Source organism: Psychroflexus torquis ATCC 700755 (assembly GCF_000153485.2).
Taxonomy (GTDB): domain Bacteria; phylum Bacteroidota; class Bacteroidia; order Flavobacteriales; family Flavobacteriaceae; genus Psychroflexus; species Psychroflexus torquis.
In genome coordinates, this window is record NC_018721.1 from 2,154,822 (window position 1) to 2,168,655 (window position 13,834).

13 protein-coding genes are annotated in these 13,834 nt (G+C 36.2%); 5 read left to right on the top strand and 8 right to left on the bottom strand.

Translation table 11 applies throughout. The annotated features are described in order from the left end of the window. The first annotated feature begins 45 nt into the window (after window positions 1-45). The 3 genes from P700755_RS09230 (at window position 46) to mfd (ending at window position 4,497) form a co-directional block, all read left to right on the top strand. Entirely contained in the window at window positions 46-846 is an 801-nt protein-coding gene (locus tag P700755_RS09230) for an O-methyltransferase (RefSeq protein ID WP_015024399.1), read from the top strand. 46 nt (window positions 847-892) lie between these two features. Then, the gene (locus P700755_RS20265; protein ID WP_015024400.1) at window positions 893-1,069 is read left to right on the top strand and encodes a hypothetical protein; all 177 of its coding nucleotides are present in this window, start codon (window positions 893-895) and stop codon (window positions 1,067-1,069) included. A gap of 62 nt (window positions 1,070-1,131) precedes the next feature. Further along, entirely contained in the window at window positions 1,132-4,497 is a 3,366-nt protein-coding gene (gene mfd, locus P700755_RS09235; protein ID WP_015024401.1) for a transcription-repair coupling factor, read from the top strand. 2 nt (window positions 4,498-4,499) lie between these two features. Here mfd and rfbD read toward each other — a convergent pair whose 3' ends face one another. From rfbD to P700755_RS09270, 7 genes are read right to left on the bottom strand one after another with little or no spacing between them, the layout of a single operon-like run. Continuing rightward, window positions 4,500-5,351 (bottom strand): dTDP-4-dehydrorhamnose reductase, encoded by an 852-nt coding sequence (gene rfbD / locus P700755_RS09240; RefSeq protein WP_015024402.1) that lies wholly within the window; start codon window positions 5,349-5,351, stop codon window positions 4,500-4,502. Further along, entirely contained in the window at window positions 5,348-5,896 is a 549-nt protein-coding gene (gene rfbC / locus P700755_RS09245; protein ID WP_015024403.1) for a dTDP-4-dehydrorhamnose 3,5-epimerase, read from the bottom strand. Before rfbC ends, rfbD begins: the two co-directional genes overlap by 4 nt. After that, window positions 5,897-6,751, bottom strand: a complete 855-nt coding sequence (gene rfbA / locus P700755_RS09250; RefSeq protein WP_015024404.1) for a glucose-1-phosphate thymidylyltransferase RfbA — start codon at window positions 6,749-6,751, stop codon at window positions 5,897-5,899. A 3-nt stretch (window positions 6,752-6,754) separates the two neighbouring features. After that, on the bottom strand, window positions 6,755-7,774 hold the full coding sequence (gene rfbB / locus P700755_RS09255) for a dTDP-glucose 4,6-dehydratase (RefSeq protein WP_015024405.1): 1,020 nt from the start codon (window positions 7,772-7,774) through the stop codon (window positions 6,755-6,757). A gap of 6 nt (window positions 7,775-7,780) precedes the next feature. Then, a complete protein-coding gene (locus tag P700755_RS09260) occupies window positions 7,781-9,481 on the bottom strand; it encodes a DUF6909 family protein (protein ID WP_015024406.1) in 1,701 nt (566 codons plus the stop codon). A gap of 6 nt (window positions 9,482-9,487) precedes the next feature. After that, on the bottom strand, window positions 9,488-10,987 hold the full coding sequence (locus P700755_RS09265) for a GH3 auxin-responsive promoter family protein (RefSeq protein ID WP_015024407.1): 1,500 nt from the start codon (window positions 10,985-10,987) through the stop codon (window positions 9,488-9,490). 6 nt (window positions 10,988-10,993) lie between these two features. Further along, window positions 10,994-11,866, bottom strand: a complete 873-nt coding sequence (locus P700755_RS09270) for a M23 family metallopeptidase (protein ID WP_015024408.1) — start codon at window positions 11,864-11,866, stop codon at window positions 10,994-10,996. A gap of 109 nt (window positions 11,867-11,975) precedes the next feature. On the opposite strand from P700755_RS09270, the gene P700755_RS09275 reads away from it, so the two are divergent. After that, the gene (locus tag P700755_RS09275) at window positions 11,976-12,188 is read left to right on the top strand and encodes a Sec-independent protein translocase subunit TatA/TatB (protein ID WP_015024409.1); all 213 of its coding nucleotides are present in this window, start codon (window positions 11,976-11,978) and stop codon (window positions 12,186-12,188) included. Window positions 12,189-12,242: 54 nt separating this feature from the next. Here the strand turns inward: P700755_RS09275 and P700755_RS09280 are convergent, their stop codons facing one another. Continuing rightward, on the bottom strand, window positions 12,243-12,998 hold the full coding sequence (locus tag P700755_RS09280; RefSeq protein WP_015024410.1) for a UDP-2,3-diacylglucosamine diphosphatase: 756 nt from the start codon (window positions 12,996-12,998) through the stop codon (window positions 12,243-12,245). A gap of 125 nt (window positions 12,999-13,123) precedes the next feature. On the opposite strand from P700755_RS09280, the gene P700755_RS09285 reads away from it, so the two are divergent. Beyond that, window positions 13,124-13,813: a head GIN domain-containing protein gene (locus P700755_RS09285; protein ID WP_015024411.1), complete on the top strand. Its 690-nt coding sequence runs from the start codon at window positions 13,124-13,126 to the stop codon at window positions 13,811-13,813. Window positions 13,814-13,834: the final 21 nt, after the last annotated feature.

Below are 13,834 nucleotides of genomic sequence, written 5' to 3' on the forward strand. Positions count from 1 at the left end.
GGTAATCTATAAGAACTGAATACGATATAAGGAAAGTTGTAAATCATGTGGTTCAAAATAAAGGCGTATTTAAAATTTTTGTGGCATTCCAAAAACCAACATGGCATACATTCCCCTTTTGTTTACAAATTGATCACTCAGTGCTTTTATAATAAGCACTATTTTAAAGCTTATGGAATTTGGTACAGTGCACAAAGAAAAAATTTAGAATCCAAAGAGATACTTGAAGTTGAAGATTTTGGGGCGAAATCAAAAGTTTTTGAGGGGAATAGGAGACCTGTCTCTAAAATTGCCGAACATGTTTCAATATCAAAGAAGCGGGCTCGACTAATGATTCGCCTTGTCGATTACCTTTCTGTAGAAAAAGCACTAGAACTAGGAACTTCTATTGGACTTGGGAGTTTCAGTATTGCAGGAAATGGAAAAACAAGTTTGACAACAGTGGAGGCTTGTCGAGAAACTTCTTCCTTTGCAAGGCAACTTTTTAAAAGTGAAGGCCTTGAAAATATTTATGCACTATCTTCTTCATTTTCTGAGTATTTGTCAGGCTTTGGCTCTAGTGAGAATTTTGAACAGGCAAATTCAAAAAATAAGTTTGATTTGGTTTTTATAGACGGGCATCACGAGGGCAAAATCACCTTAAATTATTTTGAACGCTTATTAGCCCATAAACACAACGACAGCCTTTTTATTTTCGATGACATTCATTTGTCATCTTCTATGGAAGCAGCTTGGGAGCAGATAAAAGTTCATAAGGACGTAAAAGTCACCATCGACACTTTTCAGTGGGGGCTTGTATTTTTTAGACAGGAACAAGTCAAACAAGATTTTGTAATTCGTGTCTGATTTTAAAATCAGATTAAAACTCATTAACTTTACTAAAATTTGAATCATGCTCGAGCAATTTTCACCAGACTTACAATTTATCATAGTCATTGTGATTTTGGCAGTTCTATTTTTAGCGGTGTTCTTAAACAACAAGAAAAACAAAAAGAAACACTACGGCAGAAAAAACAGAAACTTTAGAAGAAATTTCTACGATAAAAAACAAAACAAAAAAGAAGATTAAAAAGCTATCTCTCATAGCTCTACTTCTTATAAATTTAAGTTTTTCTAGTACCTTAGCCGCCTATGACAAAAGCTGATATTAAAAAACACTTTTCCAAAAGTCCCATAATCAAAGAGTTAAGCGAAACTCTTTTGTCCGGAGAAAAGAAACAGATTTTTATCAAAGGTTTAATAGGTTCGGCGGTCTCATTTGTGCAATCCGAAAGTTTTTTGAAGTCTGAACGTCCTTTTTTGTTGGTCTTTAACGATAAAGAAGAAGCCGCATACCATCTCAACGACCTCGAGCAACTCGTCGATGAAAAAAACGTTCTTTTTTACCCTGGAAGTTATAGACGGCCTTACCAAATTGAGGAAACCGATAATGCAAATATCCTGCTGAGGTCTGAAGTTCTTAACCGAATCAATTCTAGAAAGAAACCATCCATTATAGTAACTTATCCAGAGGCTATCTTTGAAAAAGTAGTCACCAAAAAAGAACTGGACCGCACGGTTTTGAAAATAAATCTCAATGATGAACTATCGATTGACTTTGTTAATGAAGTTCTATTTGAATACAATTTTAAACGCGTCGATTTTGTAACGGAACCTGGAGAATTTTCTGTGAGAGGAGGCATTATAGATGTGTTTTCATTCAGTAATGATGAACCTTATAGAATAGAGTTTTTTGGGGATGAAATCGATAGCATACGTGCATTTGATGTGGAAACCCAATTATCCACCAAGCAAAAGAAGAGAATCGACATCATGCCCAATGTTGAGAAAGTGCAGCTAGATGAAGTCCGCCAAACCTTCTTGGAATATATCAGTCATAACACGGTGGTCTTTATTAAAAATGTAGACGTCCTTTCGCAAACTATTGATAATTTGTTTTCAAAAGCTGAAAAGGCTTTTTCTAAACTTTCTACAGATATAAAACACAGTGAGCCTAATGAATTATTTTCTAAGGGCGAGCTGCTCAAAAAACAGTTACTTGAGTTTACAAGTGTTGAATTTGGGACACAAGCTTTTTTAAAACCCGATCAAACCTTTATCTACCCTACGAGCCCTCAACCTTCTTTCAATAAAAAGTTTGATCTGCTTATAAAGGATTTGAATAACAAGCATCATAAAGGCTACGAGAATTGTATTCTTTGTACAAGCGAACAACAGGCCAAACGCTTTAAAGATATTTTTGAAGACCAAGACGATGAGGTCCACTATACAACCTTGCTGCTTTCCATGCACGAAGGATTTATAGATGAAACCAATAAATTGGTATGCTACACAGACCACCAAATCTTCGACCGGTACCATAAATTTCATTTAAAAAATGGCTATGCCAAGAAGCAGGCCATTACCTTAAAAGAATTAACCAGTTTAGAAATTGGGGATTATGTGACTCATATAGACCATGGAATTGGAAAATTTGGTGGGTTACAGAAAATAGACGTCGAGGGGAAATTCCAAGAAGCTGTAAAGTTGTTTTATGGAGACCGAGATATTCTCTATTTAAGCATTCATTCTTTACACAAAATTTCAAAATTTAACGGGAAGGATGGTAAGGCCCCTCAAGTCTACAAATTAGGAAGTAAAGCCTGGAAAAGTCTTAAGAATAAGACCAAAGCTAGAGTAAAGAAAGTAGCCTTTGACCTTATAAAATTATATGCCAAACGAAAGTTAGAAAAGGGATTTCAATATGGACCAGATTCTCATTTACAACATGAACTGGAAGCCTCTTTTATCTATGAAGATACGCCAGACCAAGGCATTGCTACTCAGGATGTAAAGAGCGACATGGAAAAAGAACAACCCATGGATCGCCTAGTCTGTGGGGATGTAGGTTTTGGGAAAACAGAAATCGCTATCCGTGCAGCTTTTAAGGCTGTAGATAATGGTAAGCAAGTTGCTGTTTTGGTCCCCACTACAATTTTAGCTTTTCAGCATCATAAAACATTTACTGAGCGATTGTCAGAATTTCCTGTCACGGTAGATTACCTCAACCGCTTTAGAACGACTAAAGAGCGTAGATCTGTTTTGGAAGGCCTGGAAGACGGTAGTGTGGACATTGTAATAGGTACTCACCAACTCGTAAGTAAAGCTGTAAAGTTCAAAAATTTGGGACTTCTCATCATTGATGAGGAGCAAAAATTTGGGGTGGCCGTAAAAGATAAATTGAAAACTATTAAGGCCAATGTAGATACTCTTACCCTTACAGCTACGCCTATACCAAGAACCCTTCAGTTTAGCCTGATGGCTGCCAGAGATTTATCGACCATCAAAACCCCTCCTCCAAACCGCTATCCTATAGAAACCCATGTCATTCGATTTTCTGAAGACCAGATCCGAGATGCCGTGTCCTATGAAATTGAAAGGGGTGGGCAAGTCTTTTTTATCAATAATCGTATTGAAAACATAAATGAAGTTGCTGGACTTATCCAACGGTTGGTTCCTGATGCTAAAATTGGCATTGGACATGGACAAATGGAAGGAAAGAAACTAGAAAACTTGATGTTGCAGTTCATGAATAACGAGTTTGATGTGCTTGTCTCCACTACAATTATAGAAAGCGGTCTAGACGTTACCAACGCCAATACTATTTTTATTAATAGTGCCAACAATTTCGGCATGTCAGATTTACACCAAATGCGTGGGCGTGTGGGAAGAAGTAATAAAAAAGCGTTTTGTTACCTTATCACTCCACCCCTAACGATGATGACCGATGATGCTAAAAAGCGACTTTCAGCCTTAGAACAGTTTTCTGATTTGGGGAGCGGCATCAATATCGCTATGAAAGATTTAGAAATCCGTGGAGCAGGAGATTTGCTAGGAGGTGAGCAAAGTGGGTTTATTTCGGATATTGGTTTTGATACGTATCAGAAAATATTGAACGAGGCCATTCAAGAATTAAAAGAAAACGAGTTCAAATCTGTATACGATGAAGAAAATGCAGAAGAGGATCAGGTGTTTGTGAAGGACGCTCAAATCGATACTGACTTTGAAATTCTATTCTCAGATAACTATATCAATAGCATAAAAGAACGCTTGAATTTATACACCAAATTAAATTCTATTCAAGATGAAGATGGGCTTGCCAATTTCGAAAAGGAATTGATAGATCGGTTTGGAGATTTGCCAAAAGAAGCTCGGGATCTAATCAACAGTGTAAGATTAAAATGGATTGCAGCCAATATTGGACTTGAAAAATTAATTTTGAAAAAAGGTAAAATGATAGGTTATTTCCTATCTAATCAAGATTCAGAATTTTATAATTCCAGTCGCTTCAGAAGTGTCCTTCACTATGTACACTCGCATCCACGCCAATGCCAGATGAAGGAAAAGCAAACTAGAAATGGCTTGCGTCTACTGCTTACGTTTGAACACGTTAAAACTGTCGATAAAGCTATAGGCTTGCTTCAACCCTTTGAACAAAAAGAAGTAGCTAAAGCCTAAATTTAACCCACTTCCTTAAGAAGATTCACAAGACTTTCCCTCCAATGAGGAATTCCTATAGCAAAGGTAGATAGGACTTTAGACTTATCAAGAACGCTAAATTTTGGTCTTTTTGCCTTTGTTGGGTACGAAAACGTGGCTTGTAAACTTATCTCTTGGTCAAGGTTTTTTTCTTCCAAAATCAATCTTGCAAAATCGTACCAAGTGGCTTCCCCTTTATTGCTGTAATGGTAAAGGCCATAGTCTGTAGAATCCGTTTGGATTAAATGGAGAATAAATTTTGCTAAGTCGTTGGCATTGGTTGGTGTTCCTATTTGCTCGGTAGTGATATTTAAGGGATGTTGACTTGCGGCTTTTTTTAATATAGTATTGAAAAAGTTATGACCAAATTCTGAGTACAGCCAACTCGTCCTCAACATAAAATAAGTGTTCATTGTTGAAGTAATATGAGTTTCTCCCTGAAATTTTGAAGCTCCATAGACATTGATAGGGTTCTCTTTATCGCTCTCATGATAAGGGCGGTTTTTTAAACCGTCAAAGACATAGTCTGTAGAGATATGTATAAGTTTAGTTTTAAATTTTTCACACAATTTAGCGAGCTTATGAACCGCTTCAGCGTTCACTTGAAAAGCTGAGTTTTCATTATCTTCTGCTCCCTCTACATTGGTATAAGCTGCGCAGTTAACACAAAAATCTGGTCGATGTTTTTCAAAATAAAGATTCAGGGTCTCTTCTTGGGTAAGGTCTAAGCTCTCTAAGGTTTCAAACTTAAAATCAAATAAAGTTAAAGACTTAGCATGCTTTTGGAGACATTGTCCTAATTGCCCGTTGGATCCTGTAACAAGTATTTTCATAACTTTAAATAAGCGTCTAGTGAAGGTAAATTCTGATCTTTTTCAGAAACAATTTGATCGTCTTTAGGAATTTTCCAATCAATATTCAAAGCTTTATCATTGAAAACTATTCCACTTTCTGAAGCCTTATTGTAAAAATTATCACATTTATAATCGAAAACAACTTCATTAGAAAGGCTAGTAAACCCATGAGCAAATCCCCTGGGGACAAACAGTTGGTGATTGTTTTCTCCCGAAAGGAGATAACTAAACTGTTTGAGGTAGGTTGAAGAGTTTGGGCGCATATCCACCACCACATCTAAAACCTCTCCTTTAGCGACTCTTATCAATTTAGCTTGAGCAAATTCTCCTTCTTGAAAATGCAAGCCTCGTATAGTTCCATAGTGGGAGATCGACTGATTGTCTTGAACAAATACAATGTTTAGGCCTGTATTTTTTTTGAAGTCTTTAGAATTAAAAGTTTCAAAAAAACTTCCTCTTTCGTCTTCAAAAACCTTGGGTTCTATAATAAAACAATCGTTTAAAGGCGTTTGTTTGCAAATCATTTATTCTGGATTTATATTTTTAGAATAACCACTTTTTAGAAAAGGTTCTGTTATTTTTTTAAGTTGATCTTTAGAAATATAACCCATCTTATAAGCTGTTTCTTCTATAGACCCTATTTTAAGACCTTGGCGTTCCTCTATAACCTCAACAAATTGTGAGGCTTGCATCAACGAGTTAAAAGTTCCTGTATCTAACCATGCGGTTCCTTTATCCAAAATACTAACATTCAATTTTCCTTTTTCCAGATAAGCGTTATTCACATCTGTAATTTCTAGTTCTCCTCTATGACTTGGAGTTATAGATTTAGCAATATCAACCACGTCATTATCATAAAAATAAATCCCAGGCACCGCATAATTAGATTTTGGATGTTTAGGCTTTTCTTCTATAGACTTCACTTGGCCATTAGTATCAAAATCTACAACACCATAGCGTTCTGGATCGTGCACATGGTAAGCATAAATAATTCCCCCATCTGGATTGGTATTGCCTTGAAGCAGTTGATCCAAGCCCGTTCCATAAAAAATATTATCCCCCAGAATCAAGGCAACCTTGTCATTACCTATAAAATCTTCGGCAATGATAAAGGCCTCAGCTAGACCGTTTGGGTCGGCTTGAACAGCATATTCAAACTTGCATCCTAGAGAAGAACCGTCTCCCAATAGCTTTTTAAAAAGCGGTAAATCATTGGGTGTAGATATGATAAGGATCTCACGTATTCCTGCAGACATTAGCGTTGATAAGGGATAGTATATCATCGGTTTGTCATAAATAGGCATAAGTTGCTTACTTACTGCGAGCGTTAAGGGGTGAAGTCGAGTTCCTGACCCTCCAGCTAAAACAATTCCTTTCATAAGTTAAAGATTCAAGGGTAGGTTATACTTTTCAAGATACCACTGGACTGTTTTTTTTATACCACTTTCAAAGGTTTCATCGGCACACCATCCTAACTTGCTTTCAATTTTACCAGCATCTATAGCATATCGAAAATCGTGACCAGGCCTGTCGGTAACATATTCAATTAAGTCCTTATGAGGCTTATTTTGAGGCTTTAATTCATCTAAAATTTCACTAATTTTGGTTGCAATGTAGATGTTTTGGCGTTCATTTTTTCCTCCGATATTATAAGTTTCACCTAGTTTCCCTTTATGCAGTGCTATGTCTATGCCTTTACAGTGGTCATCAACATAAAGCCAGTCTCTTATGTTTTTTCCATCTCCATAAATAGGAATGGGTTGCTTTTGAATAGCCTTTCGAATAATGGTTGGGATCAATTTTTCATCATGTTGATGAGGTCCATAATTATTGGAACAATTGGTTGTAACTACGGGGAGACCATAGGTATGGAAATAACTTCTAGCAATCATATCCGAGGACGCTTTGGAAGCGCTATATGGACTATTTGGTGCATAAGAGGTGTCTTCTGTAAATAAGCTCCCGTCATTTTCTAAAGTCCCGTAGACTTCATCTGTCGACACATGAAGAAATCTTGCCTTTTCAAATTCTTTTCTGAAATTGAAAGGAGATTCCATCCACAACACATAAGATTGATGAAGAAGGTTGAAGGTTCCTGTTATATTGGTTCTTATAAAAGCATCAGGATTAGAAATCGAATTATCTACATGAGATTCTGCAGCAAAATGAATTACCTTTTCAAACTTATATTCCTTAAATAAAGTCTCTAAAAGAGAGGTGTCACAGATATCTCCTTCTATAAAGGTATAATTATCATAATTGGAAACCTTTATATTGTTAAGGTCTCCAGCATAGGTCAATTTATCCAAATTAACAAAATGATATGTTTGTTCAGGAACCCAAAGGTTTAAAAAATTAGACCCTATAAATCCCGCCCCTCCTGTAACTAGGATAGTTGTCATATGTCCTTATTTCAAATTTTGAATAGCATCATCTATAATTTGCTCAAGAATTTTTTCAGTGATTAAATAAGTGGGTTTTACTCCTGCTGTACCTAACCCGCCAGAAGCTAGTGTACTTCCTGTTTCTAGAGGATTATCACTGGCATAGTAAGCATAGCGTAATTTTACTTTAGGTGAAATGTTTCCTCTTAGTCTGGACGCCGCTTGAATCGCTTTTTGGTAATGCGCACCTTCCATTTCTAGGCCAATGACGTTCCAAGTAGAGTCGTGGAAAAACTTCAATAAATCTCTATTTTGAAGTGAAGTTCCGAGCACAGTCACCATAGAACCATCATAGACTCTCAAGCCTTGGTCTTCAAAGTCCGATTTGGTCAATTCGTTATAGAAGGGATAGTTATCTGCCGTCCCTTCAAATAAGTGAGCATCTGGAATCATCAAATCTCCTTTTCCACCTTCCAAAATCCCTGCCTTTCCCATAATGGATATGGAATCCACATTCATATCGACTGGTTTTTCCTCGTCTTTATAAGGTTTCAGAAGCTCGTCCATAGTTTCGTATGCTTGCTCTCCAAAAGCGTAATCCATAACAATGATAACAGGAGCTTCTTCATTAGCATTAAGTTTTGTGTTGCCTTTATAATGGCTCAACTTTGCAAGATCAAAAATTTGGACATCGATATTTGTACCGCTTTCATCATCCAAAACAATCATGCCTTCTTCTTTTGCTTTTTTAGTAACTGTATGTCTTAAAGTTTTATTTTTAGCATTACTTAACTCTTCATAGACCTCAAAAGCAGACTTTTCCTTGAGTAAGTCTTTTAACGCCAATGGAGAAAAGAGGGTGTTCATCACACTGTGCATATTAGCACTAACGATGTGTAATTTCCTGTGAATTAAATCGTGCTTATGTAGCGTTTTTTTGATGTTATTGGCCCAGACCTCTCCATGAATATGATGTCCTAAACGCTCCCTTACAACAGGACTGAAGGTGATAACTCGCTTGTCTCCATGAATAATTTCACGAATGGCAAGCTTCCCTAAATTATAGATAAGATGTAGGAATTTGTCAGGATTGTCTTTGGTAGCAAACCTATCGTAAACCTGAGTAATTTCTGCAAAAGTTCGTCCCAAAATATTAGCGGTATGCGTAATGGCAATCTCTCTTTCATGCTGGCTCAACTCCACTTCCTTTAAGACTGCTGCACTTAGTTTTTCCCAGTCTCTAGAAGTATGACCTGCTTCGTTAATCACCACATTTCTCATGATTTTATGAGATTCTATGAACATAAAAGTAAGGTGGGTCAAGATATCATAAATCTCAGAGCGACCCCTAGTAATCTCGATGTTCATCTGTTCCTCATCTATCCTATAGCAATTCCTTCGCCTCTTAGGCGGAATAATAGCTTTAAAGTGAGAGTTAGAGTAGCCTTCATCACTAGTTAAGTTGATAAAACTACACTCTTCAATTCCTTCTGGAAGTCGTTCAATGATATATTGAAGACCACTTAATTCGACCTTAGACTCTGCGATTGCCCCATAAATTTCTGGTCGCAAAGTCAACAATGCTTCTCGCAAAGTTTCTCCAGAGACTCCCATTGGTTTATAAAAACCTCTAATAAAGAGGTGTCTCATTGTAATGTACATTCGCTCTATAGCATTTGTACTTTCTTGGGCTCTGTTTCTTCCTATATTAAAAGGTTCTGTCATATCAATTTATTGTTTTATCAGCTGCTTATATAATTCGTCTGCTATTTTTCTATCGTTAGACAGCCGTGGTAATTTATTTTGTCCTCCGAGCTTTCCAATGGATTTCATATAATTTTGAAACCCGTCTTTTTGAACCTTAGTAATCACTAAAGTTTTCAATATATTACCCTTTATAAGGTCATGATAATACGCATTTTGTTGTTGAAGCAGATCATCCATCTTCTGTCTAAAAGCTTCCATGTTTATGGGTTCCTTTTGAAATTCAATCAACCATTCGTGATAAGGTAATCCTTCTTTTGGAGTAATTTGTGGAGCGACTGTGAATTCATTAATTTGGGCCTCGAATTCTTCGGAGGCTTTAATAATAGCCTGCTCTACTTCTTGAGCAATTACATGTTCTCCAAAAGCAGAAGTGTAATGCTTAATTCTACCAGAAACTTTTAGTCGATAAGGGTGTGTATTGGTAAACATGACTGTGTCTCCGACATTATACCTCCATAAGCCTGCATTGGTAGAGATAATCATCACATAATTTACATCGACTTTCACATCTCCGATTGTTAGTATTTCAGGAGTCTCCTCAAAAAATTCATCAGCCTTGATGAATTCATAAAATATACATGAGTTTAACTGAAGAAGCATCCCATCTGCTGTTTGAGAGTCTTGAAAAGCAAAGAAACCTTCAGAGGCAGGATAAAGTTCTATACTATTAACTGAACCTCCTATTAGATTTTCAAATTTTGAACGGTAGGGTTCATAATTTACACCCCCATAAATAAATAGCTCAAGATTAGGAAAGAGTTCTGAAATAGACTTTCCAGTTTTATCTTTTAGTTTTTCAAAATAAATCTGTACCCAAGATGGAATACCACTAATGATGGTCATGTCTTGGGTATAGGTTTCCTCTACGATTTCGCTTATTTTTTTGTCCCAATCTTCTATACAATTGGTTTCCCAATTTGGCAATCTGTTTTTCTGAAGATAATTGGGGACAAAATGAGCGACAATCCCAGACAGTCTTCCAAAGAAAATTCCGTTTTTTTCTTTTAACTCAGGACTCCCTTGCAAAAAAATCATTTTACCATCTACAAAACTAGAGTTACCAGTTTCTGCAATATAAGATAATATGGCATTTCTAGCAGCGCTGGTATGGGTTGGGATAGATTCTTTGGTTAAAGGTATATATTTAGCCCCGCTTGTAGTTCCAGAAGTTTTTGCAAAGTATAGAGGCTTACCTGGCCATAAGATATCTTCTTGACCGTCGACGACTTGGTCAATATAAGGTTTTAATCCTTCATAATCTTGAATGGGTATACGCTCAAAAAAATCTTCGAAGGTTTCGATCTCATCGAATCGGTGATCTTTTCCAAATTTGGTTTTGCGACCTTCTTTCACGAGGCTTTTGAAAACTTTACGCTGAGTCTCTAGGGGTTGAGAAGACCAACTTTTAATTTGTGATGTAATGTATTTAGCAAATATTTTTGCGGCTATAGATTTAATGGGCATAAGCTCTTATTCAAAATTTATGTAATCGGATGGGTTGACAGGATATCCATCTACCCAAAGTTCAAAATGTAAGTGAGGACCATAAGAAAATTCTCCTGTGTCCCCAACTACAGCGATCACTTCTCCTGCAGTTACCAAATCGCCTTGACTTTTCAACAGCGAGTTATTGTGTTTATATACAGATATTAATCCTCGGCTGTGTTCAATAATAATCACATAACCAGTTTCAACAGACCATTCTGAAAAAATAACTGTACCATCTAGAGTCGCTTTTACAGGTTCATCTTTTTTAGTAACAATATCTACGGCATAGTGCTTAGCATCGGCATTATATTCTTCTGAAATTTGACCAGAAACTGGAGGGAAAAGCGTAAAATTTGCATTAAAAGTTGCTCTTTCTAAAAGACTGTATTTATCTTCCTGTTCTACTTTTTCTCGTAAAATGGAATCCTGTTGGGAAGCGTATATATTTACTGTTTCAGCATCTACAGGTTCTATGTCGTTTATAGAATAGGCGTCTTTTGCACTTAATGAATCCAATTGCCCAGTTAGCATATTGCGTATCGACTTAAAATAGATATCATTTATTTCTACATCTGCCATTAAAGAATCTACCGTAATCGTTAACCGTGTGGCTTTGTTTTTTAAAGCTGTCGAAGAATATCCAGGAATAAACTCTCTTATTGGTGTAAAAGCAATTAGAAGAGCTGTTCCAGAGATCAATAATAAAGTTGATATTGCTGTTAAGATGATTACGTTTAATTTAGACAATTGAAATGACAGCCTCTCTTCAAAAGTATCTTCATTCAATATGACTAAACGATACTTATGAAGTAGTTTTTGCTTAACTTTTCGTTTATCTTTTTTAGGTGAACTCATAGTATTTTAACTCGTACAAAGATAGAATAAAGTTAATTTATGTAGGTTTTAGAATCACAAACCTTTGGTTTAGATTTTTATCACTAATTTTGAATTAAATTTCAAAGTTATGAATGCACTTAATGCACTTAATGTAATAATGGGAATGGTGGGACCATGGCAATGGGTCATTATTGGTATTGCGATTTTACTGTTGTTTGGCGGAAAGAAAATACCAGAATTGATGAGAGGACTAGGGAGCGGAATTAAGGAATTTAAAGACGCATCGAAGGAAGAAGATGATGATAGTGAGACTAAAAAAGAGTCTAAGTCTATTAAATAAATAGACCTTTTTAATATAGATTATAAACCCTGTTTACTTTGTATTCAGGGCTTTTTAATTGAATTTCTTTAATGTAAATTCTTTTCCATCAAACACTCCATAAGTATAGTGAGAAATCCAGTCTCCTAAATTAATGTACAGGGAAGCCTTTCCAACTTCGATTTCCATAGGTAAGTGTCTGTGCCCAAATACAAAGTAATCATAATGAGAAGATAAAAGCTTACGCTTACAATACTGAGCTAACCATTCGTTCTTTTCCCCTAAAAAATTCGCATCTTCATCTCCAGAAATAAGTTTATTTTTCACCGAAAGGTGTCTGGCCAATCGCACTCCTAAATCCGGATGTAGCCATTTGAAGAGCCATTTCGAAACAGGGTGGGTAAATACTTTCTTCATTCGTTTATATCCTAAATCCCCTGGGCCCAAGCCATCTCCGTGACCCATAAAAAAGACAGCTGAATTTATTTCAAACACTTGTGGTTTATAAAAAACAGGTATGTTAAGCTCTTTTTCAAAATAATCTTTCATCCATAGGTCGTGGTTTCCTACAAAAAAGTAAATCTCTACTCCAGCATCACTAAGCTCAGCAAGCTTACCAAGTGTTCTAACAAAGCCTTTGGGAACCACTTCTCGGTATTCGAACCAGAAATCGAAAAGATCTCCTAACAAAAAGATAGCATGAGCATCACTTTTAATGTGATCTAGCCAAGAGACAAAAACTTTCTCTCGCTTTAGACTTTCTAAATGCGTTGGCGCACCGAGGTGATTATCGCTAGAAAAGTAAATCTTTTTTCCTTCGGGAAGTTTCATGCAAAAATAATTCTGGGTCAAATATACTTAAACCATAAAAATACAGACGCCCAAGTTTTGGGTAAAAATTAATGCCATAGTAAAACAGATTCTAGTATTTTTGATCTGCACTTAAAAAAACACTCATGAAAGTTAAAATCAATTTTATAGCCTGCTTATTTCTTATCCTTGGATCTTCTGCCTTTTCACAGGTAAAATCTATTTCACCAGGGGAAGAGTTTACAAAAATCAAAGTCTCTACTGGACTTTTTGTTGAAATCATCACCAATTCAGACGAAAGCAAAATCGATATAAAAGGCTCTGAAAAAGACAATGTAAATGTTGATATTAAAAATGGTGAATTGGAATTGAGTTTACCGGTTGGTCAACTCTTTTCTGAAGCCGAAATTTTAGTGACGGTCTATACCCGTAAAGTTGAAGAATTGAAGGCAAGAAGTGGTTCTGAAGTAGAATTTAAGAACAAAGTTCAGCAAGAGGAACTGAGTCTTATTGCCTCTGAAGGGAGTTATATTGGCGGTGTAATTGAAGTTAAAAATTTAGCTGTAAGAACAGTAACTGGTGCTAGCGTTAGTTTAGTTGGGTTTGCTAATAACCAAAATATAAGTTTAAAAACAGGAGCCTCTTATGATGGTAAGAATCTCGAAACTGAAAACACGAGTATAAGTGTAAGCTATGGGGGAGAAGCGATCGTATTCTCTACCGATAGTTGTAGCGCTAATGTGACTGCTGGAGGTAGTATTGATATTTATGGGAGTCCTTCTTCCATAAGCCAAAACGTTAAACTCGGCGGAAATATCCACCTTATTGAGGAGTAAAATCAGGCTTAGATGTCCCTT

Excerpts from the sequence above, each read along its gene's own strand:
- P700755_RS09270 (WP_015024408.1), bottom strand. The coding sequence starts at position 11,866 with ATGAGTTCACCTAAAAAAGATAAACGAAAAGTTAAGCAAAAACTACTT.
- rfbC (WP_015024403.1), bottom strand. The coding sequence starts at position 5,896 with ATGATTTGCAAACAAACGCCTTTAAACGATTGTTTTATTATAGAACCC.
- P700755_RS20265 (WP_015024400.1), top strand. The coding sequence starts at position 893 with ATGCTCGAGCAATTTTCACCAGACTTACAATTTATCATAGTCATTGTG.
- P700755_RS09260 (WP_015024406.1), bottom strand. The coding sequence starts at position 9,481 with ATGACAGAACCTTTTAATATAGGAAGAAACAGAGCCCAAGAAAGTACA.
- mfd (WP_015024401.1), top strand. The coding sequence starts at position 1,132 with ATGACAAAAGCTGATATTAAAAAACACTTTTCCAAAAGTCCCATAATC.
- rfbD (WP_015024402.1), bottom strand. The coding sequence starts at position 5,351 with ATGAAAATACTTGTTACAGGATCCAACGGGCAATTAGGACAATGTCTC.
- rfbA (WP_015024404.1), bottom strand. The coding sequence starts at position 6,751 with ATGAAAGGAATTGTTTTAGCTGGAGGGTCAGGAACTCGACTTCACCCC.
- P700755_RS09280 (WP_015024410.1), bottom strand. The coding sequence starts at position 12,998 with ATGAAACTTCCCGAAGGAAAAAAGATTTACTTTTCTAGCGATAATCAC.
- P700755_RS09285 (WP_015024411.1), top strand. The coding sequence starts at position 13,124 with ATGAAAGTTAAAATCAATTTTATAGCCTGCTTATTTCTTATCCTTGGA.
- P700755_RS09265 (WP_015024407.1), bottom strand. The coding sequence starts at position 10,987 with ATGCCCATTAAATCTATAGCCGCAAAAATATTTGCTAAATACATTACA.
- rfbB (WP_015024405.1), bottom strand. The coding sequence starts at position 7,774 with ATGACAACTATCCTAGTTACAGGAGGGGCGGGATTTATAGGGTCTAAT.
- P700755_RS09230 (WP_015024399.1), top strand. The coding sequence starts at position 46 with ATGTGGTTCAAAATAAAGGCGTATTTAAAATTTTTGTGGCATTCCAAA.
- P700755_RS09275 (WP_015024409.1), top strand. The coding sequence starts at position 11,976 with ATGAATGCACTTAATGCACTTAATGTAATAATGGGAATGGTGGGACCA.